Source organism: Kitasatospora sp. NPDC051170 (assembly GCF_044455705.1).
Lineage (GTDB): Bacteria > Actinomycetota > Actinomycetes > Streptomycetales > Streptomycetaceae > Kitasatospora.
This window is the reverse complement of record NZ_JBITFA010000005.1, coordinates 304,678-329,729: the sequence shown is the minus strand read 5'-3', so window position 1 is coordinate 329,729 and position 25,052 is coordinate 304,678. Positions and strand designations below refer to the sequence as shown.

Annotated in this window: 24 protein-coding genes; 16 read left to right on the top strand and 8 right to left on the bottom strand. The window is 72.6% G+C overall.

Going from position 1 to position 25,052, the window contains the following annotated elements; all coding sequences use genetic code 11:
* Positions 1-15 precede the first annotated feature (15 nt).
* On the bottom strand, positions 16-1,599 hold the full coding sequence (gene purF, locus ACIBCA_RS14440) for an amidophosphoribosyltransferase (protein ID WP_396283193.1): 1,584 nt from the start codon (positions 1,597-1,599) through the stop codon (positions 16-18).
* Between the two features lie 298 nt (positions 1,600-1,897).
* Complete coding sequence (locus tag ACIBCA_RS14435) at positions 1,898-2,728, bottom strand: diacylglycerol kinase (protein WP_396283192.1); 831 nt, start codon at positions 2,726-2,728, stop codon at positions 1,898-1,900.
* Positions 2,729-2,854: 126 nt separating this feature from the next.
* Here ACIBCA_RS14435 and ACIBCA_RS14430 point away from each other — a divergent pair, with 126 nt between their 5' ends.
* Positions 2,855-4,138, top strand: coding sequence for an adenylosuccinate synthase (locus ACIBCA_RS14430; protein WP_396283191.1), 1,284 nt, complete (start codon positions 2,855-2,857; stop codon positions 4,136-4,138).
* A gap of 124 nt (positions 4,139-4,262) precedes the next feature.
* Positions 4,263-4,865, top strand: coding sequence for a GNAT family N-acetyltransferase (locus ACIBCA_RS14425; protein ID WP_396283190.1), 603 nt, complete (start codon positions 4,263-4,265; stop codon positions 4,863-4,865).
* A gap of 65 nt (positions 4,866-4,930) precedes the next feature.
* Here ACIBCA_RS14425 and ACIBCA_RS14420 read toward each other — a convergent pair whose 3' ends face one another.
* Positions 4,931-5,086 (bottom strand): hypothetical protein, encoded by a 156-nt coding sequence (locus tag ACIBCA_RS14420; protein ID WP_396283189.1) that lies wholly within the window; start codon positions 5,084-5,086, stop codon positions 4,931-4,933.
* Between the two features lie 309 nt (positions 5,087-5,395).
* On the opposite strand from ACIBCA_RS14420, the gene ACIBCA_RS14415 reads away from it, so the two are divergent.
* Both ACIBCA_RS14415 and ACIBCA_RS14410 read left to right on the top strand, forming a co-directional pair.
* On the top strand, positions 5,396-6,247 hold the full coding sequence (locus ACIBCA_RS14415; protein WP_396283188.1) for a helix-turn-helix domain-containing protein: 852 nt from the start codon (positions 5,396-5,398) through the stop codon (positions 6,245-6,247).
* Positions 6,244-6,444: a DUF397 domain-containing protein gene (locus ACIBCA_RS14410; protein ID WP_396283187.1), complete on the top strand. Its 201-nt coding sequence runs from the start codon at positions 6,244-6,246 to the stop codon at positions 6,442-6,444. The genes ACIBCA_RS14415 and ACIBCA_RS14410 overlap by 4 nt, the downstream gene beginning before the upstream one ends.
* Before the next feature lie 73 nt (positions 6,445-6,517).
* Here the strand turns inward: ACIBCA_RS14410 and ACIBCA_RS14405 are convergent, their stop codons facing one another.
* Positions 6,518-8,518 carry a serine hydrolase domain-containing protein gene (locus tag ACIBCA_RS14405; RefSeq protein ID WP_396283186.1) on the bottom strand — a complete coding sequence of 667 codons (2,001 nt, stop codon included), beginning with the start codon at positions 8,516-8,518 and terminating at the stop codon, positions 6,518-6,520.
* Between the two features lie 240 nt (positions 8,519-8,758).
* Between ACIBCA_RS14405 and ACIBCA_RS14400 the strand changes: the two genes are divergently transcribed.
* Together ACIBCA_RS14400 and ACIBCA_RS14395 are read left to right on the top strand one after the other, a co-directional pair.
* Complete coding sequence (locus ACIBCA_RS14400; RefSeq protein WP_396283185.1) at positions 8,759-10,117, top strand: sensor histidine kinase; 1,359 nt, start codon at positions 8,759-8,761, stop codon at positions 10,115-10,117.
* Positions 10,081-10,740 (top strand): LuxR C-terminal-related transcriptional regulator, encoded by a 660-nt coding sequence (locus ACIBCA_RS14395; protein ID WP_396283184.1) that lies wholly within the window; start codon positions 10,081-10,083, stop codon positions 10,738-10,740. Before ACIBCA_RS14400 ends, ACIBCA_RS14395 begins: the two co-directional genes overlap by 37 nt.
* Here the strand turns inward: ACIBCA_RS14395 and ACIBCA_RS14390 are convergent.
* Positions 10,737-11,621: a class I SAM-dependent methyltransferase gene (locus ACIBCA_RS14390; protein WP_396283183.1), complete on the bottom strand. Its 885-nt coding sequence runs from the start codon at positions 11,619-11,621 to the stop codon at positions 10,737-10,739. The two genes, ACIBCA_RS14395 and ACIBCA_RS14390, sit on opposite strands and share 4 nt — an antisense overlap.
* Before the next feature lie 231 nt (positions 11,622-11,852).
* Between ACIBCA_RS14390 and ACIBCA_RS14385 the strand changes: the two genes are divergently transcribed.
* Positions 11,853-12,128 (top strand): type II toxin-antitoxin system Phd/YefM family antitoxin, encoded by a 276-nt coding sequence (locus ACIBCA_RS14385; RefSeq protein WP_396283182.1) that lies wholly within the window; start codon positions 11,853-11,855, stop codon positions 12,126-12,128.
* Positions 12,125-12,529: a type II toxin-antitoxin system VapC family toxin gene (locus ACIBCA_RS14380; protein WP_396283181.1), complete on the top strand. Its 405-nt coding sequence runs from the start codon at positions 12,125-12,127 to the stop codon at positions 12,527-12,529. The genes ACIBCA_RS14385 and ACIBCA_RS14380 overlap by 4 nt, the downstream gene beginning before the upstream one ends.
* A 43-nt stretch (positions 12,530-12,572) precedes the next feature.
* Here the strand turns inward: ACIBCA_RS14380 and ACIBCA_RS14375 are convergent, their stop codons facing one another.
* The gene (locus ACIBCA_RS14375) at positions 12,573-13,142 is read right to left on the bottom strand and encodes a GNAT family N-acetyltransferase (protein ID WP_396283180.1); all 570 of its coding nucleotides are present in this window, start codon (positions 13,140-13,142) and stop codon (positions 12,573-12,575) included.
* Positions 13,143-13,256: 114 nt separating this feature from the next.
* On the bottom strand, positions 13,257-13,745 hold the full coding sequence (locus ACIBCA_RS14370; protein WP_396283179.1) for an LURP-one-related/scramblase family protein: 489 nt from the start codon (positions 13,743-13,745) through the stop codon (positions 13,257-13,259).
* A 102-nt stretch (positions 13,746-13,847) separates the two neighbouring features.
* On the opposite strand from ACIBCA_RS14370, the gene ACIBCA_RS14365 reads away from it, so the two are divergent.
* The 4 genes from ACIBCA_RS14365 to ACIBCA_RS14350 all read left to right on the top strand — a co-directional run bounded on the left by ACIBCA_RS14365 (position 13,848) and on the right by ACIBCA_RS14350 (position 18,808).
* Positions 13,848-14,348, top strand: a complete 501-nt coding sequence (locus tag ACIBCA_RS14365; protein ID WP_396283178.1) for a GNAT family N-acetyltransferase — start codon at positions 13,848-13,850, stop codon at positions 14,346-14,348.
* Positions 14,349-14,437: 89 nt separating this feature from the next.
* Positions 14,438-15,745 (top strand): acyltransferase family protein, encoded by a 1,308-nt coding sequence (locus tag ACIBCA_RS14360; RefSeq protein ID WP_396283177.1) that lies wholly within the window; start codon positions 14,438-14,440, stop codon positions 15,743-15,745.
* 71 nt (positions 15,746-15,816) lie between these two features.
* The gene (locus ACIBCA_RS14355) at positions 15,817-16,947 is read left to right on the top strand and encodes an acyltransferase family protein (protein ID WP_396283176.1); all 1,131 of its coding nucleotides are present in this window, start codon (positions 15,817-15,819) and stop codon (positions 16,945-16,947) included.
* 52 nt (positions 16,948-16,999) lie between these two features.
* Positions 17,000-18,808, top strand: coding sequence for an NHL domain-containing thioredoxin family protein (locus ACIBCA_RS14350; RefSeq protein ID WP_396283175.1), 1,809 nt, complete (start codon positions 17,000-17,002; stop codon positions 18,806-18,808).
* Between the two features lie 60 nt (positions 18,809-18,868).
* Here ACIBCA_RS14350 and ACIBCA_RS14345 read toward each other — a convergent pair whose 3' ends face one another.
* Positions 18,869-20,176: a M18 family aminopeptidase gene (locus ACIBCA_RS14345; protein ID WP_396283174.1), complete on the bottom strand. Its 1,308-nt coding sequence runs from the start codon at positions 20,174-20,176 to the stop codon at positions 18,869-18,871.
* Between the two features lie 299 nt (positions 20,177-20,475).
* Here ACIBCA_RS14345 and ACIBCA_RS14340 point away from each other — a divergent pair, with 299 nt between their 5' ends.
* The 4 genes from ACIBCA_RS14340 to ACIBCA_RS14325 all read left to right on the top strand — a co-directional run bounded on the left by ACIBCA_RS14340 (position 20,476) and on the right by ACIBCA_RS14325 (position 25,022).
* Positions 20,476-21,456, top strand: coding sequence for a hypothetical protein (locus tag ACIBCA_RS14340; RefSeq protein WP_396283173.1), 981 nt, complete (start codon positions 20,476-20,478; stop codon positions 21,454-21,456).
* Between the two features lie 82 nt (positions 21,457-21,538).
* A complete protein-coding gene (locus ACIBCA_RS14335) occupies positions 21,539-23,062 on the top strand; it encodes a peptidoglycan-binding protein (RefSeq protein ID WP_396283172.1) in 1,524 nt (507 codons plus the stop codon).
* Complete coding sequence (locus tag ACIBCA_RS14330) at positions 23,059-23,763, top strand: ABC transporter ATP-binding protein (RefSeq protein WP_396283171.1); 705 nt, start codon at positions 23,059-23,061, stop codon at positions 23,761-23,763. The genes ACIBCA_RS14335 and ACIBCA_RS14330 overlap by 4 nt, the downstream gene beginning before the upstream one ends.
* Positions 23,760-25,022: an ABC transporter permease gene (locus tag ACIBCA_RS14325; RefSeq protein WP_396283170.1), complete on the top strand. Its 1,263-nt coding sequence runs from the start codon at positions 23,760-23,762 to the stop codon at positions 25,020-25,022. Before ACIBCA_RS14330 ends, ACIBCA_RS14325 begins: the two co-directional genes overlap by 4 nt.
* Positions 25,023-25,052 lie beyond the last annotated feature (30 nt).

Below are 25,052 nucleotides of genomic sequence, written 5' to 3'. Positions count from 1 at the left end.
CCCCACCGTGCGCTCTTACGGGCGGCGCAGCGCGTCGGCCGCGCCCGCCCCGCCGAGCAGCGACTGGACGCCGTCCAGGTCGCCGCCGCTGGTCGGCTTGCCGCGGACGGCCGGCTGCTGCTGGCCGCCCTTGATCTCGGCCTCCAGCAGGAGCTTGCCGAGCAGCGCCGGGTCCGGCAGCTCCATCGGGTACTCGCCGTCGAAGCAGGCCCGGCAGAGCTTGTCCTTGGGCTGCTTGGTGGCCTCGATCATGCCGTCGATCGAGATGTACGAGAGCGAGTCCGCGCCGAGGGTGCGGCCGATCTCCTCGATGGTCATGCCGTTGGCGATCAGCTCCGCGCGGGTGGCGAAGTCGATGCCGAAGAAGCAGGGCCACTTCACCGGCGGCGAGGAGATCCGGATGTGCACCTCGGCGGCGCCCGCCTCGCGCAGCATCTTCACCAGCGCGCGCTGGGTGTTGCCGCGGACGATCGAGTCGTCGACGACCACCAGGCGCTTGCCGGCGATGACCTCGCGCAGCGGGTTGAGCTTGAGGCGGATGCCGAGCTGGCGGATGGTCTGGCTCGGCTGGATGAAGGTGCGGCCCACGTAGGCGTTCTTCACCAGGCCGGAGCCGTACGGGATGCCGCTGGCCTCGGCGTACCCGATCGCGGCGGGGGTGCCGGACTCGGGCGTCGCTATCACCAGGTCGGCCTCGACGGGGGCCTCCTTCGCCAGGCGGCGGCCCATCTCCACGCGGGAGAGGTGCACGTTGCGGCCGGCGATGGAGGTGTCGGGGCGGGCCAGGTAGACGTACTCGAAGACGCAGCCCTTGGGCTTGGCCTCGGCGAAGCGGCTGCTGCGCATGCCGTTCTCGTCGATGGCGATGAGCTCGCCGGGCTCGACCTCGCGGATGAAGGAGGCGCCGCAGATGTCGAGCGCCGCCGTCTCGGAGGCGACCACCCAGCCGCGCTCCAGCCGGCCGAGGACCAGCGGGCGGATGCCCTGCGGGTCACGGGCGGCGTAGAGGGTGTGCTCGTCCATGAAGACGAGCGAGAAGGCGCCCTTGACCTCGGGCAGCACGACCTTGGCCGTCTCCTCGATGGAGAGGTCCGGGTGGCCGGCCAGGAGGGCGGTCACCAGGTCGGTGTCGTTGGTCGCGGCCGTCCGGCCGGAGCGCGAGACGTGCTCCTCACCGGGCAGGTCGGCGACCATGGCCGCCAGTTCGGCGGTGTTCACCAGGTTTCCGTTGTGCCCGAGGGCCAGCGAACCGTGGACGGTCGCGCGGAAGGTCGGCTGGGCGTTCTCCCAGACCGAGGACCCGGTGGTCGAGTAGCGGGCGTGTCCGACGGCGATATGCCCGTGCAACGACCCCAGGGAGGCCTCGTCGAAGACCTGGGAGACGAGCCCCATGTCCTTGAAGACGAGAATCTGGGAGCCGTTGCTCACTGCGATGCCCGCGGATTCCTGACCGCGGTGCTGCAGGGCGTAAAGGCCGAAGAACGTGAGCTTGGCGACCTCCTCGCCGGGAGCCCAGACACCGAAGACGCCGCAAGCGTCCTGGGGGCCTTTCTCGCCGGGAAGAAGATCGTGGTTGAGTCTTCCGTCACCACGTGGCACGCCTTCGAGTCTAGGGCAGTTGACCAGGGCTTCCGGAACGCGGGATGCCCTGATCAGCGGGCCGGGGACGGGCGACGCGCGTAGACAAAACCCCTTACGGGGCGGGGAATTCGGGTGGGGGGAATTCCGGCGGAGGGCGGTTGGCCTTGTGGTTCGCGCCCGTTGGGGATTCGGGGGCGTACGACGGGGGCCGGCGGGGCGGGCGGGAAAGTGAGCCTGCTCACCCGGGGTTCACCTCGGCGTCATTCGGGGCCCGCCGGAGCACGGGAGCCGGCCGGGGGTCGGTCGAGGGGCCCGCTCAGGCGGCGGGGAGCAGCAGGTCCCAGGCGCCGGGGTGGGCCGTCCACGTCCGGGCGCGGACCGGGCCGACGGGGTGGCCGTCCGCCTCGTAGCCGAAGCCCCGGCCGACCACCGAGACGCTGGCCGCCCTGGCGCGCACCTCCGCGCCGAGGGCGCGGACCACCACCTCCAGCACGCCGTCCGCCGGCAGGGTCAGCTCGACCAGCCGGACCGGACGGTGGACGTCGGCGAGCAGCCGCCCGTCCGCCTCGACCCGGACGCGGGGGCTGTGGTCCACCGCTTCGGCGCTGAGTGCGTTCGCCTGCTCGGCCGCAGCCAATTTCGCCCATAGCGAACGCCAGCCACCCGTTCGGCCCACCGGACGCCGGGCGCCGCCCCCGATGATCCGCACCCCGCCCAGGGCCACCCCGCCGCCGTCGTCCACGAGCAGGTCCAGCCTGCGCGCGATGCCGGACAGCACCGCCCGCGCGGCCCGTACCGGCTCCGTCGGCACGCCGAGCGCGCGGGCCGCCGCCACCTCCTCGGCGCGGCCGACCGGAACCATGCCCACCGGTTCCGCGCCCAGCTCACGCTGGCGGTACAGGGCTTGCAGCACCCGCTGGAGCGCGAGGTCGGAACCGATCACCACCGGTCGTCTCCGGCCCCGGTGCGAAAGCAGCCGGTCGAGTTCGGACGGGGTCTCCGGATGGGCCACCTTGACGTCCGCGCCTCCGCAGAGCACGTCCTTCGCGATCCGCACCGACTCCCCGTCGACCTGCCGGGCCACCGGGTCGAGGAGCAGCAGGATCGGCTCGGGGCCGCCGTTCACGGGCGTGGACTGGGACGACACGACCGGTCCTTCCTCAGGTAATCTCTCGGTGCAAGAGCCCCTTGCGCTACTGCGCCAGGGGCTTCGTCTATCTCGGGGCAGACTGCGGCCTACGCAGGATGCCCCAACCGGAAGGGGTGTACGCCTGTGCCGGCACTCGTGCTCGTTGGCGCTCAGTGGGGGGACGAGGGCAAGGGGAAGGCCACCGACCTCCTCGGCGGCTCCGTCGACTACGTCGTCCGCTACCAGGGCGGCAACAACGCCGGTCACACGGTGGTCATCGGCGACCAGAAGTACGCCCTGCACCTGCTCCCCTCCGGCATCCTCAGCCCGAACGTCACGCCGGTCATCGGCAACGGCGTCGTGATCGACCCGGGTGTGCTGCTCTCCGAGCTGGCCGGCCTGAACGACCGCGGCATCGACACCTCGAAGCTGCTGATCTCGGGCAACGCCCACCTGATCACGCCGTACCACCGCACCATCGACAAGGTGACCGAGCGCTTCCTCGGCAAGCGCAAGATCGGCACCACCGGCCGCGGCATCGGCCCCGCCTACGCGGACAAGATCAACCGCATCGGCATCCGGGTCCAGGACCTGTTCGACGAGTCGATCCTGCGCCAGAAGATCGAGGCGGCGCTGCACGACAAGAACCAGATCCTGGTCAAGCTGTACAACCGCCGCGCCATGCCGGCCGACCTGGTGGTCGAGGAGTACCTGGGCTACGCGGAGAAGATCCGGCCCTTCCTCGCCGACACCACCCTCGTCCTGGACGAGGCGCTCAAGGCGAACAAGGTCGTCCTGCTGGAGGGCGGCCAGGGCACCCTGCTCGACGTCGACCACGGCACGTACCCCTTCGTGACCTCGTCGAACCCGACCTCGGGCGGCGCCTGCACCGGCGCCGGCATCGGCCCGACCAAGATCGACCGGGTCATCGGCATCCTCAAGGCGTACACCACCCGCGTCGGCTCGGGCCCGTTCCCGACCGAGCTGCTCGACGAGGACGGCGAGGCCCTGCGCCGCATCGGCGGCGAGCGCGGTGTGACCACCGGTCGCGACCGCCGCTGCGGCTGGTTCGACGCCGTGATCGCGCGCTACGCGACCCGCGTCAACGGCCTGACGGACTTCTTCCTGACCAAGCTCGACGTGCTCACCGGCTGGGAGCAGATCCCGGTCTGCGTCGCGTACGAGATCGACGGCAAGCGCGTCGAGGAACTCCCGTACAACCAGTCCGACTTCCACCACGCCAAGCCGATCTACGAGACGCTGCCCGGCTGGACCGAGGACATCAGCAAGGCGAAGACCTTCGCCGACCTGCCGAAGAACGCCCAGGCGTACGTGAAGGCGCTGGAGGAGATGTCCGGCGCCCCGATCTCGGCGATCGGTGTCGGCCCCGGCCGTGACGAGACGATCCAGATCAACTCGTTCATCTGATCGAGCAGTTGAGACGAAGGCCCGTCGGGAGATCCCGCCGGGCCTTCGTTCTGCCCGCCTTTCACACTTTGAACTAGTGCAGGAATCTCTTGCCTCTAGTGCAAAAGCCGTCTACGTTCGCACCATGACCGCGAAGCTTCCCGCCCCCGTCACCCTCACCGGCCGCCACATCCGCCTGGAGCCGCTGGAGCGCCGCCACCTCGCCGACCTCTGGGCCACCGTCGGCCCCGACCCCGAGGTGTGGCGCTGGAGCATGTGCCTCACACCCGGAACGGAGGAGGAGCTCGGCCGGATCGTCGACACGAGGATCGCGGAGACGGACGCCGGGACGGCGGTCTTCTTCACCGCCGTCGACCTCCCGAGCGGCCGGGCCGTCGGCATGACCGGCTACCACGACTTCAGCGCGCAGGACGAGTACCTGGAGATCGGCGCCACCCTGTACGCCCGCTCGGTCTGGCGCACGGCGGTCAACACCGAGGCCAAGCTGCTGCTGCTCACCCACGCCTTCGAGGAGTTGGGCATGGGCCGGGTCTACTGGAAGACCGACGCCCTCAACGAGCGCTCCCGCAACGCCGTCCAGCGCCTCGGCGCGCAGTTCGAGGGGATCCAGCGCCGCAACCGCCTGCGGCCCGACGGCACCTGGCGCGACACCGCCTACTTCGGGATGCTCGCCGACGAGTGGCCCGAGGCCAAGTCCCGTCTCACCGAGCGCCTTTCGCGCGGCTGAGACCGCGCCGCGCGGAAGGGCGCCCCCCTTCCGCGCACGCGAAATGCCCCGAGGGGGGCATGGGGTCATTTGCGCTCGGCGGGGCGGGAATGACGGACGGGGAACTCGGAATCGGGGGAACGGCGTTCGCGTGGCTGGCTGTTCACCAGCCAGACCAGCCAGCCGACGAAAAGCACGGCGAGCAGCAGGGCGGACAATCCGCCGACCAGGAGGGCATTCACCGAGGTGGTCGAATGCCCGGGTGGGGGCGGGGAGCGGGGGAAAGGGGCACGGGCGTATCCGGTCGGTGATGTCGGGCGCACTGGGCCATGCAACCGGTGTGTTTTACGGCTGGATTGTGGACTGTTCAGCCGACAACAAGTCAGCGAGTGACACGGAAGACCCTAGAGTCGGGGTGCAAGACTTGCTACCGAGGCCGTGGACGTTCACTCCATCGTGGGGTATCCCCCATTTCGGTAGCTACGTCCGGTTACGCGCGGCACACTTCACCGGAAGCATCGACCGAAGCCCGCGATCCGGAGAGCAGAGACATGCCACCCCGCTTGTCGCCCACCGTGCGCCAGCAGCGCCTCGGGATCGAGCTGCGCAAGATGCGCGAACGCGTCGGCGTGACGCCCAAGAACCTGGCCGCCACGATCGGCACCGACCTGCCGAAGATCTCCCAGATGGAGAACGGGAAGTCGGGCATCAGCGCCGAGCGGCTGCGCATCTGGGCCCGCACCTGCGACTGCCCGGACGGGCCATACCTCGACGCCCTGCTCGCCATGACGCAGGACCGGCGCAAGTACTGGTGGGACGGCTTCCGCGGCCGGATGCCGGGCGCCATCGTCGACATCGCGGAGATGGAGCACCACGCCGAGTCGCTGTCCATCCTCAACACCACCTTCATCCCCGGCCTGTTGCAGACCCCGGCCTACGCCGCGGCGGTGTTCGAGCGCCTCCCCCCGCAGATGCGGCAGGACGCGCCGGTCCGGGCGGAGTTCCGGCTCCGGCGCCAGCGGATCTTCGTCGACTGCCCGAAGCCGTACTGCGCGATCCTCCACGAGTCCTCGCTGCGCATGCAGTTCGGGGGGCCCGATGTGCAGCGGGAACAGCTGATCGCGCTGCTGGAGAAGTCCGAGCAGCCGGGGCTGGACATCCGGGTGATTCCGTTCAGCGTCCCCAACTACCGGGGTTCCAACGAGAGCAGCCTCTACCTCGCCCGGGGGCCGGTCCCCGAACTCGACACCGTCCAGATCGACCTCTCCAACGGGCCGAAGTTCGTCCACGCCGAGGCCGAACTGGCCACCTACCGCCGGATCAAGGAGGAGGCCACAGCGATCGCGCTCGGCGCGGAGGAGTCCCGGGACTTCATCCGGGCCTTAGCGAAAGACTTCTCATGAGCACGTGGAGAAAGGCGTCGACCAGCGGTGAGCAGGGCGAGTGCGTCGAGGTCAGGGCGACGGGCGGGGTGGTGGAGATCCGCGAGTCGGACTGGCCCGAGATCGTGGTGCGCACGACGCCGCGCAAGTGGGCGGCCTTCGTCCGCGGGGTGAAGGCCGGCGAGTTCGACCGCTACGGGGACTTCGGCCAGCCGTGAAGCCACGGCCGGCCGGTTCCCTCGGCCGACCCGCTCAGCCGACCCGCTCAGCCGGCCCGCTCAGCCGGCCCGCTCAGCCGATCAGGTCCAGCGCCCCGGTGTTCGCCAGGTCGTAGGCCCCGGCCAGCAGCAGGAAGAACAGCGCCGACAGCGTCACCCCGGTGTAGTGCACCCGGCCGAGCACGCCCCACCAGCCCTTCACCCAGGCCAGCACCGTGCACACCGTCATCGGGACGGCCAGGGCCAGGGCGGTGAGGATCAGCACCGGCACGACGGTCAGCAGCGGTGAATCGCCCAGGAACAGCGTCTCGTTGAGAGCGTTGGAGTCGGCCGTCAGCATCGCGAATCCGCCGGTGGCGGCGGTCAGCAGCAGGGCGGTCGTCCAGCCGAGCAGGCGGGCGGCGGACGGGGCGGCGGGCGTGGCGGGCCGGCTCCGGCGGCGCAGCAGCCGCACCGCCGCGGCCACCGCCCACCCGATCAGGCTCAGCACGAGGACCGCCAGACTGACGATCATCACGACCTGGTGCAGGCCCGGGGCCTGGTACCAGGCGAGCGGCTCGTAGGCGACCGTCGGGTCGGCGTCGCTGAGCAGGGAGACCACCCGGCCGGCCGCGTCCGTCCGGAAGGCGATCCGGGCGCTGCCGCCGACCTCCTGGAACAGGCCCGGCTCGATCTGCTGCCAGTGCGTCTCGGTGACCTGCGGGTCGCGGGAGAGCGGGCCGGAGACCGTCAGCCGGCCGCCCTCGGCGGTGACGTGCAGGGAGCCCGTCAGCGCCGAGGCCCTGGTCAGGGTGGACTGGCTGGTCCGGGTGGAGCGGTAGTCGCCGGTGTAGGCGTCGAGGCCCGAGGTGAGGACAGGCGCGGGCGGGGCGGCCGCCGCGGGCGGGGCCGGGTAGAAGCGGTCGAGGAAGGCGTTGAGGACCTGCTGGGTGGTCCAGCCGCCGGTGGAGTCCTCGCCGTCGCCGTTGACGCTCACGTAGAGGCCGACGCCCTGCCCGGGCAGCAGCGCCACGTTGGTGTGGAAGCCGGGCACGTCGCCGTCCTTGACCAGCAGGCGCAGGCCGTTGCGGTCGCGCTGCTCCAGCAGGTACGCCATGCCGGGCAGTCGGGGATCGGGGCCGTAGTGGCGCTCCAGCAGCCGGGCGGTGGTGGCCGGGTCGAGGATGCGCCGGCCGTCGACGGCGCCGCCCTGGAGCAGGGCGAGCAGCAGCCTGGACATGTCGGAGGCGGTGGTGACGGCGGCGGCGCCGGTGGGGGTCAGCGGGCCGTAGAGGCCCTCGGCCTCGGTCTGGCCGGATCCCTCGGGGCGGTAGCCGTGGGCGAGTTCGGCGTCGATCGGGGCCGGGTGGGGCTGGGCGAAGCTGGTGCGGTCCATGCCGAGCGGGCGCAGCACGTGCTCGCTCAGGTACCGGTCGTACAGCTGCCCGGAGACCACCTCGACCAGGTAACCGGCCAGCGCGACACCGTAGTTGTCGTACGCGGCGGCGGTGCCCGGGGCGCGCACCCGCTCCGGCTGGTGGGCGGCGAGGGTGGCGCCGAGGGCGCCGACCTGCTCGGGGCGGGCCTGGGCCAGGCCCATGAAGGTGTCGTCGAAGCCACCGGTGTGGGTGAGGAGGTTCTCGACGGTGACGGGGTGGCCCGGGTAGGTGTCCCTGATCCTGAAGGCGGTCAGGTAGTGGTTGACGTCGGCGTTCAGGTCCAGCTTTCCGGACTGGACCTGCTGGAGGACGGCGATCGCGGTGAACAGCTTGGCGTCGGAGCCCATGAAGAAGGCCGTCCTCGCCGGGTCCACCGGCTTGCCGGCCGGCACGTCCGAGACCCCGTAGCCGGCGGCGTACAGCTCCCGGCCCCCGCCGACCACCGTCACCGTGGCGCCGGGGACGTGGTGCTCGGCCAGCAGCTTCGGGACGGTCTCGTCGAGCAGCCGCTTGACCTCGGCTGGGGATGGGGACGGGGCGGCGGACGGGGCGGGAGTGCCGGTCGTGGCCGCCTCGGCACGGGCCGGGGTGAGGCCGTAGAGGAAGAGGCCGATCGCGGCCAGGACGAGCAGCAGCCGGACGTACTTCTTCTTCATCGGAACTCCCGTACGTAGAAAGGTGGTTGTGGAAGCTCCGGCGCTGTGCCGCGGGCCGCTTCCCGACACCGGGAACGCTACGCACGGGAATTGTTCGTGGACAGGGACTCTGGAGGTGGTTTGGATGGTGTACCCAGGTACCCCCGACAGGGGTCCTGGGCCCAGTGTTCTCCGCGGGGGGACGCGGCAGTCTTGCTCCTGTCAGCGGGAATTGAGCGGGTACGAGGGGGGTCGAACACCATGGCGAGCGACGTCGGCAGTGGAATCGGGGACAGGACGCGGGGCGGGGAGGGCGGGGCGCGCAGGCCGGGCCTGATCGGCCGGATCGGGCGGGCCCTGCGGGCCACGGCGCTCAGCACCGCGCTGGCCTCGTTCCTCGTGCCGCAGATGGTGCTGCTGACGGCCGTCTCCCTCACCGCCTCCCTGGTGGGCCTGGGCGTGGGCCTGCTGCTCGTACTGCCGACCTTCCTGGCGGTGCGCCGGGTCACCACGCTGCGGCGGGAGTTGGCCGCCAGGTGGACCGGCGTCGAGATCCCCGAGCCGTACCTGCCGATGCCCGAGGCCGCGCCGGGCCTCCGGGGCCTGTGGCAGCGCTGCCAGAGCGTCCTCGGCGACCCGGCCACCTGGCGGGACATCGCCTGGCTGCTCGCCGACTCGATGATCGGCTTCACCCTGGCGATCCTCCCGCTCTCGTTCATCGTCTACGGCCTCTTCGGCCTGGCCATGCCCTGGGTCTGGCAGCCGATCGTCGACAACGGCGGCAACGACTGGTACCTGTGGGTGAAGGTGACCGACGACACCAGGGCCCTGATCTGCACCGTGCACGGCCTGCCGCTGATCGCCGCCGGGCTCGCCATGGCCCCCACCGTGCTGCGCGCCCACAGCCTCTTCGCCAGGGCCCTGCTCGGCCCGACGGCCCGCGCCGAAGCCCTCGCCGCCGAACGCAAGGTCGCCCACCTCACCGAGACCAGGCGCGACGCGCTGACCACCCAGGCCGCCGAACTGCGCCGCATCGAACGGGACCTGCACGACGGCGCGCAGGCCCGGCTCGTCGCCATGGGGATGAACATCGGCGTCGCCGAGCGGCTCCTCGAGCGGGACCCGCAGGCCGCGAAGGCACTGCTCGCCGAGACCCGCGAGGCATCCGCGGCGGCGCTCGGCGAACTGCGCGACCTGGTGCGCGGCATCCACCCGCCGGTCCTGGCCGACCGCGGACTCGCCGACGCCGTAAGGGCCCTGGGTCTGGACAGCCCGCTCGACGTCACCGTCACCGCCGACCTGCCCGGCCGGCCCGAGGCGCCCGTCGAGTCCGCGATCTACTTCGCCGTCTCCGAGGCGCTCACCAACGCGGCCAAGCACTCCGGCGCCGACCGCGTCGACGTCCAACTCTGGTACGAGGACGGCAAGCTGCGCGCCCAGGTCACCGACGACGGCACCGGGGGCGCCGACCCCTCGCGCGGCAGCGGCCTGCGGGGCCTGGAACGGCGGCTTGCTACCTTCGACGGGATCTTGGCCGTCCGCAGCCCGCTCGGCGGCCCCACGACTCTGACGATGGAGCTGCCGTGCGAGTTGTACTCGCCGAGGACCTCTTCCTCCTGAGGGATGGTCTGGTCCGGATGCTGCAGGCGTACGACTTCGAGGTCGTGGCCGCGGTGGACACCGGACCGGACCTCCTGCGGGCCCTCCTCACCGAACGCCCGGACGTGGCCGTCGTCGACGTGCGACTGCCCCCGACGTTCACCGACGAGGGCCTGCAGGCGGCGTTGGAGGCCCGGCGGCAGATACCCGGCCTGCCGGTGCTCGTCCTGTCCCAGTACGTCGAGCAGCTCTACGCCAAGGAGTTGCTCGCGGACGGCAGCGGGGCGATCGGGTACCTGCTGAAGGACCGGGTCTTCGACCCCGACGAGTTCGTGGCGACCGTCCGGCGGGTGGCCGCCGGCGGCACGGCGCTGGACCCTCAGGTCATCGCCACGCTGGTCAGCAACACCGAACGCACCAAGCCGCTGGCCCGGTTGACGCCGCGTGAGCGCGAGGTGCTGGAGCTGATGGCGGAGGGCCGCTCCAACGGGGCGATCGCCGAGCGGATGGTGATCACCGAGCGGGCGGTGAAGAAGCACACCGCCAACATCTTCCTCAAGCTCGACCTGCCGCCCTCCGAGGAGGACCACCGGCGGGTGCTGGCGGTCCTCGCCTACCTCGACGTCGCGCCGCCCTCCGCCTAGGACTTGCGGGCGGTGTGGACCGTCATCGCGGAGAGGTAGAAGGCGTCGGGGCGGTGCAGGACGCCGGTGGGGGCGTCGGCGAGGAGGGCGTCCAGGGTGGCACGGTCCTCGGGGTCGAGGTGTTCGGCGAGCTGCTCGCGGCGGCGGTCGAGCTGGGTGTGCAGGTACTCGCGCACCGGCCGGGCGAGCGGGGCCCGGTGCTCGACCAGGAAGGTGCGGGTGCCGCTCGGGGTCAGCCCGGCGCGCTCCAGCATCGCCGCCCAGTCCTCCACCTCCTCGACGGCGCCCGGCAGTTCGGCGCGCATCGCGGCGAAGCCGTCCTCCTGCACCGCGTCCATACGGGCCTGGAAGCCGGGCCGGCCGAGGCCGAAGTCGCGCGGCAGGTAGCGCGGCGGCAGGCCGCTCTCGGCGACGGCGAGCAGCCCGCCCGGGCGCAGCACCCCGGCGAGGGAGGTGAGCGCGGCCTGCTGGTCCCCGAGGTGGTGGATCGCGTTGCCCGACCAGATCAGGTCGGCCTCGCCGAGCTTGCCGAACTCGGCGGGCAGGTCCGCCTGCTGGACGGAGAGCCGGCCGCCCGAGCGGGCCGCGGCGCGCTCCAGCAGCGCGGCGGACTGGTCCACGGCGACGACCTCGGCCCCGGTGAAGACCTCGGCGAGCATCGCGGCGATGACCCCCGGGCCGCTGCCCACGTCCAAGGCTCGGCGCACCCCTCCTTCGTGCAGGCCCGCCAGCCACCGGGCCGCCTCGCCGACGGCGGCGCCGCGCAGCTCGGCCTCCCGCTCCAGGTGGGCGGCGAGCGCGTCCCAGTCCATGTCGGCGGCGGGGACGCCGTGGTGGTGGCCCGCGTGGTGGCCCTGGTGCTTGTGCTGGCCCTTGTGCATGGAGGTTCCCTTCCGAGGCATGCGGACGACCACTGACGAGCCTGCGACCCCCGCCCCGGCGCGGCAAGTTTTGTTGCCGCCTCAGCAAACCCCCGCCGTCCGGAGCCAGTAGGAGCGGGCGGCCACCGCCGGCCCGTACGGGACGGGCGTCGCTGCCGCGGTGCCCCCTCCCGGGGGTTCCGGACCAGCGGCAATGCAACACGCTGCAATACGGCGCGATACACTGGTCTCATGAAGACCATCACGCAGCGCGAGCTCGCAGCGCGGTCCAAGGCCGTGCTCGACGACGTCGAAGCCGGCGAGATCTACCACATCACCCGCAACGGCACCGAGATCGCCGAGGTGCGGCCGATCAGCACCCGCCGCCGCTTCGTCCCCGTCGAAGAACTGCAGCGCAAATGGCGGAACTCCCCCACCATCGACGCGGCGCAGATGCGCGCCGAGGCCGACGCCTTCTACGGCGACGAGGACCGGGTCGGCGGTGACGACCCGTGGGAGCAGGCGTGACCGAACACCACCGGCGCGGGCTGCTCGACACCTGCGTCGTGATCGACCTGCCACAGATCGACCCCCGTCTCCTGCCGGCCGAGGCTGCCGTGGCCTCCATCGTCCTGGCCGAGCTCTCCCAGGGCGTCGCCATGGCCAAGGATCCGGTGGAGATGCTGGCCCGGGCCCAGCGACTGGCGGACGTGGAGGCCGAGTTCGCCACTGTCCCGTTCGACCGGGAGGCCGCCCGAAGGTTCGGAACACTGGTCGCGCTCACCATCCGGGCCAAGCGCGACCCCCGTCCTCGGCGGATGGACCTGATGATCGCGGCCACCGCCGCTGCTCACGGCCTGCCGCTCTACACCCGGAACGCGAGCGATTTCGTGGGCCTGGAGCAAGGCGTGGAGGTCGTGCCGGTCTAGGCCGTGTCTTTCGGATCACGTCGGGCGGGCGACCCGGCGGGGGCTACGTCCTCGGGGCGGCGAAGGAGTGGACCTCGACGGTGCGGCCGGAGGGCCAGTGCTGGGGGGTGGTGCCGAGGAGGGTCCAGCCCTGGTGGCGGTAGAGGGCGATGGCGGCGGTGTCGGTGGGGAGCACGTCGAGGACGGCGTGGAGGCCGAGGGTCCGGGCGTGGGCCACGGCGTGGGTGAGGAGTTGCGCGCCGAGGTGGTGGCCGCGGGCCGTGGGGGCGACGTAGAAGCGGGCGATGACGGCGGTCAACTCCGGGCGCCCGCCCGTACGGTGGCTCCACAGGGCCGGGGCGGCGTCGCCGGGGCAGCTGCGGCTCAGGCCGATGTGGCCGGCGATCCGGCCGTCCGCCTCGGCGACCCAGGCGGCCAGCAGACCGTCCGGGGTGAGCCAGGAGGCGGGGTGGTCGGGCCAGTCGGCGGGATAGCGGTCGGCGGCGTGGACGTCGCCGAGCACCCGGACGCAGTCGGCGAGGTCACCGGGACGGCGCCCGCGTACGGACGCCACCTCCTCGGACCGCCGAAGGCCGGACGCGACGACGTTGGCGCGTTCTTCAAGGTCAGCCATGCCGGTACGTTACCGGCCGAACCGCCGCGGCGCAGCGATTCGGCCGGACATTCCGTCAACTACACGCACGAACCTGACACTTGTGCCACTTCGGGCGATCACGCCCGAACCCGGCTACTCCTCCTCGTGCACCAGGTGGTCCACGCAGGCCGCGATGGCCAGCAGCAGCCCGGTGTCCGCGCCGTCGGCGATCTCCACCCCGTACGTGTCGCGGATGCGGAACCACTTGCGGGAGATCCGCGCCAGCTCGTCGCCGTGGTGGTTCTCGATCCGGTAGTCCTTGTCGATGAGGTCGCCGTGGATCTTCAGCTCGCCGCCGTGGGCCAGCTCCACCAGGTACTTGTCGCGGAACGGCGTGAACAGCTTCTCCCGGACGGTCGCCACGACGTCGCCGTGCGCGTCCTCGATCTTCATCGCGTCGCGGACGGTGAGCATCTTCTCCTTCACCACCGCGACCACGTTCCCGTGCGCGTCCTTCAGCTCGAAGGTGTGCCGCAGCCTCAGCACCTTGCCGTCGACGAGGTACGCCTTGTGCCCGCGGTCGTCCTCGATCCAGTAGTCGTCGCCGACCGCGAACAGCTTCTCCCTGACCAGGTAGCGCACCGTGCGTCTCCTCCGTGTAGGTCCGTGCAGGCGTCGGGTCCCATTCGACCCGATGCCCCCGCTCCCCGGGAAGCACCGCCGCCACTGCGGTTGGATACCTCCATGCGACCCGACCTCACCGCCACCCTGCGCAGCGACCGTCTGGACCTGCCCCCGATCGGCCCCGGGCACGCCGAGGAGATGGCCGCCGCCCTCGACGACCCGGCCCTGTACGCCTTCACCGGCGGCGCCCCCGCCACCGCCGACGAGCTGCGCGTCCGCTACGCCCGGCTCGCCGCCGGCTCCCCCGACCCGGCCGAGGCCTGGGGCAACTGGGCCCTGCGGCTGCGCGGGTCCGGCGAGCTCGTCGGCTACGTGCAGGCCACCGTCCGCCCCGACGCCGCCGAGCTCGCCTGGGTGGTCGGCACCGCCTGGCAGGGCCGCGGCCTGGCCACCGAGGCCGCCCGCACCCTCCTCGCCCACCTCACCGCCGGGGGCGTCACCACCGCCCTCGCCCACGTCCACCCCGACCACCACGCCTCCGCCGCCGTCGCCCGCTCCCTGGGCCTGCACCCGACCCCGCACACCGTGGACGGCGAGACCCGCTGGCAGGCCACCTTCTGACGGGCCCCGGGGAAGCGCCCCGGTCGCGGTCGTACAACGGTCGGTACCGGGATCGTTCATGCGTGCGAGGGCTGCGCTAGCCTCCTCAGGTGTCTCTCATCTCCCAGACCCCGCCGCCGCCGGCGACGACGGACGCCGGGCAGCCGTCCGCCGCACCCAAGAAGGCCGCCCGGCTCGGCTGGCTGGACGCCCTGCGCGGTCTGGCGGCGCTGATCATCGTGGTCGCGCACTTCACGCAGTTCGTCCTGCCGGAGCAGTTCCCCAAGGTCACGGCCCACGTGGACCTCGGCACCTTCGGCGTCTTCCTGTTCTTCCTGGTGAGCGGCTACATCATCCCGGCCTCCCTGGAGCGCCGGGGCAGCGTGCGCGGGTTCTGGGTCAGCAGGCTCTTCCGCATCTACCCGCTCTGCCTGGCCGTCGTCCTGGCGGGCGTCATCGTCTGGAAGTCCGGCTACTTCGCGCCGGGGCTGCCCCCGGTGAACGGGTTCACGATGCAGCACCCGGCCGTCGCCGCGCTGGGCAACGTGACGATGCTGCACGACTTCACCGGCGTCCACGGCACGATCTTCGTGATGTGGACCCTCTCCTACGAGATGGTCTTCTACCTGCTGGTCGCCTCGCTCTTCGTCCTCGGCCTGCACCGCCGCAGCACGGAGATCTCGGCCGGCCTCGGCGTGGTCGCGGTGACCGCGGTCGGCGCCTTCCCGCTGATCACCCTGTTCCAGACCTTCCCGGAGCAGAAGCGCGTGCTCGTCGCGGTCACGGCCGTCATGGCGCTGGGCCTGCTCGCCGTGATGAGCCGCCGCCGGCCGGTGGCGATCCTCGGCGCGCTGATGCTGGGCGGGCTGGCGGTCGTCCTGCTCATGGGCCACACCCGCATGCCCGGCTGGTTCGGCATGACGATCCTCTCCACCATGTTCGCGGGCACCGCCATCTACCGTGCCGAACAGCGCCAGATCAACCGGATCTACGTCGGCGTCGGCCTGGCGGTGGGCCTGGCCGCCGTTCTCTACGTCGGCAGCAACTTCGGCGAGAACGGCCAGAAGTACCCGACGGTCCAGTGGGTCTGGGTGACCACCCTGCTCGCCGTCTGGGGCACCTTCGCCGTCGGGATGGCGCTGCGCAACCGCCGGATGCCCCGGCCGCTGACCTGGCTGGGCGGCATCAGCTACTCGGTCTACCTGATCCACCCGGTCCTGCTCTCCGTACTGCTGAAGGTGATCGGCCCCGCCCCCGTCACCTCGCTCGACACCGGCAAGCGCGTCGCCCTCGGCTTCGTCTTCTGCGCCGTGGTCCTGGCCCTCAGCCACCTGACCCACCGCTGGATCGAGAAGCCCTTCCAGAAGCTCGGCCACCGGGTCACGAAGCTGGTCGACCGGCCCCGGGACGCGTCCTAGCGGCCCCGCGCTCCCACCGCGATCCGATCCCCGCCCCCAGACCACTCAGACCGCCCGGAGACCCCCGAGCCATGCGCACCATGACCCACACCGAATTCCTCGCGCTGAGACGGTTCGACGCCCTGGACGGCTTGCGGGCGCTGGCGGCCGTCATGGTCGTCTTCTTCCACTACGCGAGGCCCTGGGCCGACGGTCTGTCGGGCTGGATCGGCGTCCACGTCTTCTTCGTGGTCTCGGGCTTCCTGATCACCACCCTGATGCTGCGCGAGCGCGACCGCACGGGACGAATAGACCTCCGCGCGTTCTACATCCGCCGGATCTTCCGGATCTGGCCGCTGTACTACCTGGCGCTGTTCGTCACCGCGGTCGGCGTGTACCAGAGCGGCTGGGGCTGGAACGCCCTCATGGGGCACTTCAAGCACTACCTGCTGTTCATGAACGAGTACCACCTCCACGGCTACGAGCCGTTCCTCCACTCGTGGACGATCGGCATCGAGTGGAAGTTCTACATGGTCTGGCCGATCGCGCTGATCGCCGTCAGCGCCATCTCCACCAAGCTGCGCATCCCGCTCGCGATCGCCGCCATCGCCGCCACGCTCGTCCCCTGGACGCAGACCTGGAGCGGCATGGGCCTGCACTACTCGATCCTGCTGATCGGCGCTCTGCTGGCGCTCGTGCTCCACTCCCCGCGCGGCTACGCGCTGATGCGCCCGCTCACGCACCCGGTGGCCGGCGTCGTGCTGGCCGCCGGATTCGTCTACCTGCACCTGCGCCTCCCCGACCTGATCGAGCACTTCGGCGGCCAGCCCAAGCCGATCTTCCTGTACGCGCTCGCCCTGGCCCTCGTCATCCCCTCGCTGCTGGCCGCCGGTCCGGGCCGATGGCTGCTCTCCCTGCGCCCGCTGGTGTTCGTGGGCGAGCGCTCCTACGCGCTGTACCTGTTCCAGGCCATCGCCTCGGGCCTCGCCGCCGTGCTGACCCCCTGGGCGAGCGCGGGCAACCTGCGGCACGGCACCGCCGTCGTCCTGGTCAGCCTGCTCGTGGCCGACTACCTCTACAAGCGCCTCGAGCAGCCGATGATCGACCTCGGCCGGACCGTGATCAAGCGGTACGTCCCCAAGCGCCCCGCCCCCGTCCCGGCCCCCGCGAGCGAGCCGTCCACCACCTCCCCCGGGGCCGTCCCCGAGCCGGTCGGCCGCTGAGTCGGCACCGGCCGCCGGAATGCGCGATCCGGGCGTGCGGTTGGATTGGGGCATGACCTCTCGTGCACGTGTACGCGCCCCCGAGCTCGTCGGCGCAGGCGGCTGGCTGAACACCGGCGGCAAGGAGCTGACGCTCGCCGACTTCCGGGGCAAGATCACCGTCCTGGACTTCTGGACCTTCTGCTGCATCAACTGCCTGCACGTCCTGGACGAGCTGCGCGAGCTGGAGGAGAAGCACCGCGACACCGTGGTGATCGTCGGGGTGCACTCGCCGAAGTTCGTCCACGAGGCCGATCACCAGGCCGTGGTGGACGCCGTCGCGCGCTACGAGGTGCACCACCCCGTGCTGGACGACCCGGCGCTGGCCACCTGGAAGCAGTACGCCGTCCGGGCCTGGCCGACGCTGGTGGTGATCGACCCCGAGGGCTACGTGGTGGCCCAGCACGCCGGTGAGGGCCACGCCCACGCGATCGAGCGGCTGGTGGAGGAGCTGGAGGCGGAGCACGCCGCGAAGGGCACGCTGCGCCGGGGCGACGGCCCGTACGTGCCGCCGGAGCCGACCGCCGGCGACCTCAAGTTCCCCGGCAAGGCGGTGCGCCTGCCGAGCGGGAACTTCCTGGTCGCGGACTCGGGCCACCACAGCCTGGTGGAGCTGGCCGAGGACGGCGAGACGGTGGTGCGCCGCATCGGCGACGGGCAGCGCGGGCTGGTCGACGGCACCAGCCCCCGGTTCAGCGAACCGCAGGGCCTGGCGCTGCTGCCGCAGGGCCACCCGTACGACGTGGTGGTGGCGGACACCGTCAACCACGCGCTGCGCGGCGTCCGCCTGGCCGACGGCAGCGTGACCACCCTGGCCGGCACCGGCCGCCAGTGGTGGCAGGGCTCCGCCACCGAGGGCCCGGCCCCGGAGGTGGACCTCTCCTCCCCCTGGGACGTCGCCTGGTTCGACGGCGAGGTCTGGATCGCCATGGCGGGCGTGCACCAGCTGTGGGCCTACGACCCGGCCACCGGGACGGTCCGCGTCGCGGCTGGCACCACCAACGAGGGCCTGGTGGACGGGCCCGTCGGCGAAGCCTGGTTCGCCCAGCCGTCCGGCCTGGCGGTCTCGGCGGACGGCGAGCGGCTCTGGGTCGCGGACTCCGAGACCTCGGCGCTGCGGTTCGTCTCGGGGGGAGCGGTCCACACCGCCGTCGGCACCGGCCTGTTCGACTTCGGCCACCGCGACGGCGCCGCCGAGCAGGCGCTGTTCCAGCACCCCCTGGGCGTCACCGTCCTGCCGGACGGCTCGGTGGCCGTCGCCGACACCTACAACCACGCGCTGCGCCGCTTCGACCCCGCCTCCGGCGAGGTCAGCACCCTGGCCACCGACCTGCGCGAGCCCTCCGGCGCCGTCCTGGTGGACGGGGACCTCGTGGTGGTCGAGTCGGCCCGGCACCGGCTGACCAGGCTGCGGCTGCCCGAGGAGGCCGTCCGCGTCGAGTCGGTGGCGCACCGCACCCGGCGCGCGGCCACCGAGGTCGCGCCGGGCGCCTTCCGGCTGGACGTGGTCTTCGAGGCGCCCAGCGGCCAGAAGCTGGACGAGCGCTACGGGCCGTCCACCCGCCTGCTGGTCAGCTCCACCCCGCCCGAACTGCTGGTCTCCGGCGCGGGCGCGGACTCCGCCCTCTCCCGCGAGCTGGTGCTCTCCGGGGAGGTCGCCGAGGGGGTCCTGCACGTCTCCGCGATGGCCGCCTCCTGCGACGACGACCCGGAGATCGAGTACCCGGCCTGCCACGTGCACCAGCAGGACTGGGGCGTGCCGGTGAAGCTCGTCGCCGACGGCGCCCGGCGCCTGCCGCTGGTCCTCGCCGGGATGGAGTAGGAGCGGGAGTACGGAGGAGGGGCCCGGTGGCAGCTGCCGCCGGGCCCCTTCCGCGTCGCCTCAGCCCTCCAGGAACGCCTTGATCGCGCTCGCCAGCAGGTACGGGTCCTCCGCCCCGCACAGCTCGCGCGCCGAGTGCATGGACAGCGCCGCGATGCCGCAGTCCACCGTCTTGATGCCCAGGCGGGCCGCCGTGATCGGGCCGATCGTCGTCCCGCAGGCGACGGCGTTGTTGGAGACGAAGGACTGCCACGGCACGCCCGCCTTCTCGCAGGCCGCCGCGAACACCGCCCGGCCGACGCCGTCCGTCGCGTAGCGGTTGTTGACGTTGACCTTGAGGATCGGCCCGCCGTTGGGCACCGGGTGGTGGCCCGGCTCGTGCCGCTCGACGTAGTTGGGGTGCACGGCGTGGCCCATGTCCGAGGAGAGGCAGACCGTGCCGGCCAGCGCCCGGGCGCGGTCCTCGGCGGTGCCGCCGCGTGCGTGGATCGTCCGGTCGAGGACGTTGCCGAGCAGCGGGCTCTGCGCGCCGGTGTCGGACTCGCTGCCGGTCTCCTCGTGGTCGAAGGCGGCGAGCACCGGGACGTACGGCAGGTCGGCGGCGTCGGGCCCGGAGGCGACGGCGGCGAGCGCGGCGGTGGCGGCGTGGACGGACAGCAGGTTGTCCAGGCGCGGGGCGGCCAGCAGTTCGCGGTCCCGGCCGAGGTAGGAGGCGGGCTGCACGTCGTGCGTCATGAGGTCCCAGCCGGCCACGTCCTCGGCGGCCAGACCGGCCCGCTCGGCGACGTAGGAGATCAGCGAGCCCTCGTCGACCGGGCCGAGGCCCCAGATCGGGGTGAGGTGGCGCTGGCGGTCCAGCTTCATCCCGTCGTTGACCGAGCGGTCCAGGTGGATGGCGAGCTGCGGCACGCGCAGCAGCGGCTCGTCCAGCTGGACGAGCCGCGCCGTACCGTCCTTCAGCACGAGTCTTCCGGAGAGGCCGAGGTCCCGGTCCAGCCAGGTGTTCAGCGGGACGCCGCCGTAGATCTCCACGGCGACCTGCCGCCAGCCGGCCGAGCCGGTGTCCGGCACCGGCTTGACGCGCAGGTTGGGCGAGTCGGTGTGGGTGCCGACCACACGGAACGGCGTCTCGGGCCCCACGCCCTCCGGGAGGTACCAGGCCACCAGCGCGCCCCCGCGGATCAGGTAGCGCCCCCCAGGCGCGTCGTCCCAGGCGTCCGTCTCGGCGACCTGCCGGAAGCCCGCCTTCTCCAGCCGCTCGGCGGCGCTCGCGACCGCGTGGTACGGAGACGGGGACGTCCCGAGGAACGCGATCAGGTCGTCACTGTGCGTGCGGTCGAAGAAGGCCTGGTGGGCGGCGGTCGACATGCTGCTCCTGGGTCGAGGGGAGCCGGAGCCGGTTGGGAAGTCGGCTTGGCACCTTGAGCATATGCCCGTACACGGACAGGACATTCGGAACATCCCAGAGGACGCGGAACACGGACACACTGCCGACCACGTCCGAACACCCTCCTTCCGTTCATCACCCTGAGTGACCGATCTCGCGGCCCACCCGGCTGCCGCCGAACCGGGCGATCGCGACGGACGCCCTCAAGTCCCCTGCGAGAACGGGATGTTGGGACCCAACCTCCTGTTCACCTCGCCCCACCCGCGTCAGGATGGGCCCCATGCGAACCACCCCGCATCCCGCCCCCGCCGCCGCCCGGCGCGAACTTCCGGGGAACGCAAGGAGATCGGCCGGTGCCCGCCTCCTCTCCGCCGCTCTGCTCGCCGCCGCCGCGGCCGGCTGCTCCGGCACCACGGCGGGCGGCTCCGCGAAACCCGGACCCCCGCCGCTGGGCCCCGTACCGAGCGTCACGGCGCCGGAGCAGGTCTCCTACCCGACCGACCCCTACCGGGTGACCCCGGAGCAGGCCCGGCTGGTGCTCCAGGCCCAGGACGCGGTGATGGCCGAGTGCATGAGGGGCTTCGGGTTCACCGCGCGGCCGACGATCGCCCTCGGGGTGGACGAGGCGCCCGTGACGCGGCTGACCCGCAGCGGGCTCTACGGGTACTTCGACGTCGCCGGGGCCTCCACCAAGGGGTACGACACCTTCGTGCGGCTGCCCGCCCGACAGCCCGGCACGGACGGGCCACCGCCCTCCGCCGAGGAGCTGAGCGCGCTGAACGGCGACGACCCGGCCACCCGTCAGCCGGTGACCAGGGTCGGCGGCAGGCCCGTACCGCCGGGCGGCTGCGCCGCCAAGGGCCGCGAAGCCTTCCGAGGCGAGGAGTTCCCGCTCGGCGACGCCGCCCTGCCCGACGGCGGACCGAAGATCCCTGCGGGTGACGCCCGGCTGACGGACGCCTACGCCGCCTGGTCGACCTGCATGAAGGACAGGGGCTTCGACTACCCGGACCCGATGGCGGCCCTCGGCGACCCGAGGTGGCACGACAGCCGCGCCGCGACCCCGAACGAGATCGCGACGGCCACCGCCGACATCGCCTGCAAGCTCGCCCACAACACCGTCGGCGTGCTCGTCGCCCTCCAGAGCGCGTACGACAAGCAGTACCTGGAGGCCAAGGCTGCCGAACTCGCCGCCTACCGGCAGCGGAAGGACGATCTGCTGCGCCGGGCGGCCCAGGTCGCCACCAGGGGCCGGGGTTGATTGCGCCCCTGTTCGTTTACGGCCCTCCGACAGCCGGAAGATGACACTGACGAGCAGTGAAGTCCCCGGGGAGAGAACTCAGTTGACCACGACGACGATGACCGCCGACGAACCGGCCGGCGCCCTGGAGCCGCCCGCACGTTCGCGGGCCGCGCGGCGGAGGCGGGTGCTGCTGGGGGTGGCGCTGGCCGCCGCGCTGGTGGCGGTGGGCGGGGTGGGGGCGGCCACGCTGGTGAAGTCGCCGGCGGAGCGGGCGGCGCGGACGGCGCCGCCGGCGAACAGTCTGCTCACGGCGCCGGTGGTCAGCCAGGTGCTGACGCCGTCGATCGCGGCGCGCGCGGTGGTGTACCCGCCCGCGCAGTACAACGTGGCCCCGGCCGCCGCCTCGGCGGACATCACCCAGCTGTTCGTCTCCAAGCTGGCCGTGAAGCCGGGGGACAGCGTCGTGGCCGGGAGGCTGCTCGCCGAGGTGTCCGGGCAGCCGCTGTTCGCCCTGCCCGGGGCCGTGCCCGCGTTCCGCGACCTCAAGCCGGGCAGCACCGGGCCCGATGTGGCCGAACTCCAGGATGCCCTGGCCGGGTTGGGGCACGGGAGCGGTGGGGACGAGAAGGGGACGTTCGGGCCGGGCACGGCCGCCGCGGTGTCGGCCTTCTACGGCGACCTCGGCTATCCGGTGCCGACCACCGGTGCCACCACCCAGCAGGCCGTGGACACGGCGCAGAAGGCGGTGGACGCGGACAAGCAGACGGTGGACGGGCTGACGGAGAGAAAGAAGGGCGGCACGGCCTCGGCCGCCCCCACCGCGCAGCCCCAGCAGCCCCCGGCGGGAGACCTCGACCAGCAACTCGCCTCCGCCAGGAAGCAGTTGGCCACCGACCAGGCCGCCCTCGCCAAGGCCAGGGCCGCCAACGGCCCGATGGTCCCGGCCGCGCACGTGCTGTTCCTGCCCGCCCTCCCGGCGACCGTCACGGCCGTCAACGGCTCGGTCGGCTCGCCCGTCTCCGGCACCCTGCTCTCGCTCACCAGCGGGGGCCTGGCCGCCACCGGGCAGCTCACCCCCGCCCAGGCGGCGGGCGTGAGGCCGGGCATGGCCGTCGAGCTGCTCGCCGAGGACACCGGCACCATCGTCCCCGGCACCGTCGCCGAGGTCGGCGCCCCGACCACCGCTCCCCCGGCCGGCAAGGTGATCACCCTCGGCGGCGCGGCGGGCGGCAAGTCCGGCCCGGAGGGTGGCGGGGCCCCGGCCGGGCAGGCAGGTGCGCAGGCAGGTGCGCAGGCGGGTGCGCAGCCCAACGGCCAGCCGGGCGGCCAGAGTTACGTCCCGGTGACGATCACCCCGAACGCCCCGCTGCCCGCCGCGATGAGCGGCAAGAACGTCCGCCTCACCGTCCTGAAGGCCAAAGCGGGCGCCCCCGTCACGGCGGTGCCGGTCGCCGCCGTCTCCACCAACGCGGCCGGCCGGACCTCCGTCACCACGGTGGACGCCGCCGGGAACCGCACCACCGTCCCGGTCACCACCGGTGTCACCGCCGACGGCCTGGTGGCCGTCACCCCGGCGGAGGGCGCGAGCCTCAAGCCCGGCGACCAGGTGGTGGTCGGCAAGTGACCGACGCAGGGACCGAACCGCCCGTCATCGCCCTGGACGGCGTCGGCCGCACCCACCCCGGCCGCCCGCCCGTGGTCGCGCTGCGCCCCACCGACCTGACCGTCCGCCGCGGCGAGTACCTGGCCGTCACCGGCCCGTCCGGCTCCGGCAAGTCCACCCTGCTGCACCTGCTCGGCCTGCTGGACACCCCCACCTCCGGCCGCTACGAACTGGACGGCATCGACACCGGGAGCCTGGGCGACAAGGACCGCTCCACCCTGCGCGGGCGCCGGATCGGCTTCGTCTTCCAGTCCTTCCACCTGCTGGCGCACCGCACCGCCGAGGAGAACGTCCTCCTCGCCCAGGTCTACAACCGCACCCCCCGCCGCGCCCGCGGCGGGGCCGCCCTGGAGGCGCTGCGCCTGGTCGGCCTCGGCCACCGCACCGACGCCCTGCCCGGGACGATGTCCGGCGGGGAGCGCCAGCGCGTGGCGATCGCCCGGGCCCTGGTGAACCGGCCGAGCCTGCTGCTGTGCGACGAGCCGACCGGCAATCTGGACTCGGCCAACGCCGGGGCCGTCCTCGCCCAGTTCGACGAGTTGCACGAGCAGGGCTACACCCTGGTCGTCATCACCCACGACCCGGCCGTGGCCGCCCGCTCCCGGCGCCGGGTGACCATCCACGACGGCGTACTGACCGAGGCGGAGGCGGCCGTCCAGTGATCCGGCGACGACGCGGCCGGGCCCTGCTCCCCGAGCCGCCCTCCCGGCTGAGCCCGCGCGACCTGCTCTCCGAGGCCCTGTCCGGCATCCTCCAGCGCCCGGGCCGCTCGGTGCTCACCATGCTCGGTACGGTGCTCGGCATCGGCGCCTTCGTCGCCGTCCTCGGCCTGACCGCGACGGCCACCGGCCAGATCGGCGAGCGGTTCAGCCTCACCAGGGCCACCACCGTCACCGTGACCGACCTGCCCCGCACCGACGGCACCGCCCCCGGCGTCAACCCGCCGAGCAGCTTCCCCGCCGACGCCGACCGCCGGATCTCCATGATCGACGGCGTCCGCGCGGGCGGCGTCTGGTGGCCGGTGCCCGGCGCCCCGGCGATCTCCAGCCGCCCGGACGGCCCGAACGAGGGCACGGGCCTGTCCGTCCTCGCGGCCACCCCCGGCGCGGTGGCCGCGATGGAGCCGACCCTGACCGCTGGAGTGACGCTCGACGAGTTCGTCCAGAAAACGGCCCAACCGGTGGTCCTGCTCAGCGAGGCCGCCGCCAAGCGCCTCGGGGTGAGCCGGCTCGACGCCCAGCCGGCGGTGTTCATCGACCGCGTCCCGTACACCGTCGTCGGGATCTACTCGGACGTCCAGCGACAGCCGGGCGCGCTGCTCGGCCTGATCGTCCCGGCCGGTACGGCGCTGGAGCGGTACGGCAACCCCGCCCCGCAGCCGGAGCGCGGCGCGCAGGGGCTGGTCTCGACGCGGGTCGGCGCGGCCGGGGTGGTCGCCGCCCAGCTCCCGCTGGCCCTGCGGCCGGACGCCCCGGAGTCCTTCACCGTCGTCCCGCCGCCGGATCCGCACAGCCTCCAGGACGGCGTGACCTCGGACCTCACCGGCCTGTTCCTGGCCCTGGCCGGGATCTGCCTGCTGGTCGGCGCGGTCGGGATCGCCAACACCACGCTGGTCGCCGTGCTGGAGCGGACGCCGGAGATCGGCCTGCGCCGCTCGCTGGGCGCCCGTACCGGGCACATCGCCGCCCAGTTCCTCACCGAGTCGACGGCCCTGGGCACCCTCGGCGGCCTGGTCGGCACGGGCCTGGGCGTGGTGACGGTGGTCGCCGTGGCCGCCGCCCGCGAGTGGACGGCCGTCCTCCAGCCCGCGACCACCCTGCCCGCCCCGCTGATCGGCTCGGTGGTCGGCCTGCTCGCCGGCCTCTACCCGGCTCTGCGCGCGGCCCGTACGGACCCGCTCACGGCCCTGCGGAGCGCATGAGGAAGCCGCACGGGGAAACACCGAAGGGCC

Excerpts from the sequence above, each read along its gene's own strand:
- ACIBCA_RS14415 (WP_396283188.1), top strand. The coding sequence starts at position 5,396 with ATGCCACCCCGCTTGTCGCCCACCGTGCGCCAGCAGCGCCTCGGGATC.
- ACIBCA_RS14365 (WP_396283178.1), top strand. The coding sequence starts at position 13,848 with ATGCGACCCGACCTCACCGCCACCCTGCGCAGCGACCGTCTGGACCTG.
- ACIBCA_RS14400 (WP_396283185.1), top strand. The coding sequence starts at position 8,759 with ATGGCGAGCGACGTCGGCAGTGGAATCGGGGACAGGACGCGGGGCGGG.
- ACIBCA_RS14345 (WP_396283174.1), bottom strand. The coding sequence starts at position 20,176 with ATGTCGACCGCCGCCCACCAGGCCTTCTTCGACCGCACGCACAGTGAC.
- ACIBCA_RS14355 (WP_396283176.1), top strand. The coding sequence starts at position 15,817 with ATGCGCACCATGACCCACACCGAATTCCTCGCGCTGAGACGGTTCGAC.
- ACIBCA_RS14340 (WP_396283173.1), top strand. The coding sequence starts at position 20,476 with ATGCGAACCACCCCGCATCCCGCCCCCGCCGCCGCCCGGCGCGAACTT.
- ACIBCA_RS14390 (WP_396283183.1), bottom strand. The coding sequence starts at position 11,621 with ATGCACAAGGGCCAGCACAAGCACCAGGGCCACCACGCGGGCCACCAC.
- ACIBCA_RS14375 (WP_396283180.1), bottom strand. The coding sequence starts at position 13,142 with ATGGCTGACCTTGAAGAACGCGCCAACGTCGTCGCGTCCGGCCTTCGG.
- ACIBCA_RS14350 (WP_396283175.1), top strand. The coding sequence starts at position 17,000 with ATGACCTCTCGTGCACGTGTACGCGCCCCCGAGCTCGTCGGCGCAGGC.
- ACIBCA_RS14425 (WP_396283190.1), top strand. The coding sequence starts at position 4,263 with ATGACCGCGAAGCTTCCCGCCCCCGTCACCCTCACCGGCCGCCACATC.
- ACIBCA_RS14410 (WP_396283187.1), top strand. The coding sequence starts at position 6,244 with ATGAGCACGTGGAGAAAGGCGTCGACCAGCGGTGAGCAGGGCGAGTGC.
- ACIBCA_RS14405 (WP_396283186.1), bottom strand. The coding sequence starts at position 8,518 with ATGAAGAAGAAGTACGTCCGGCTGCTGCTCGTCCTGGCCGCGATCGGC.
- ACIBCA_RS14385 (WP_396283182.1), top strand. The coding sequence starts at position 11,853 with ATGAAGACCATCACGCAGCGCGAGCTCGCAGCGCGGTCCAAGGCCGTG.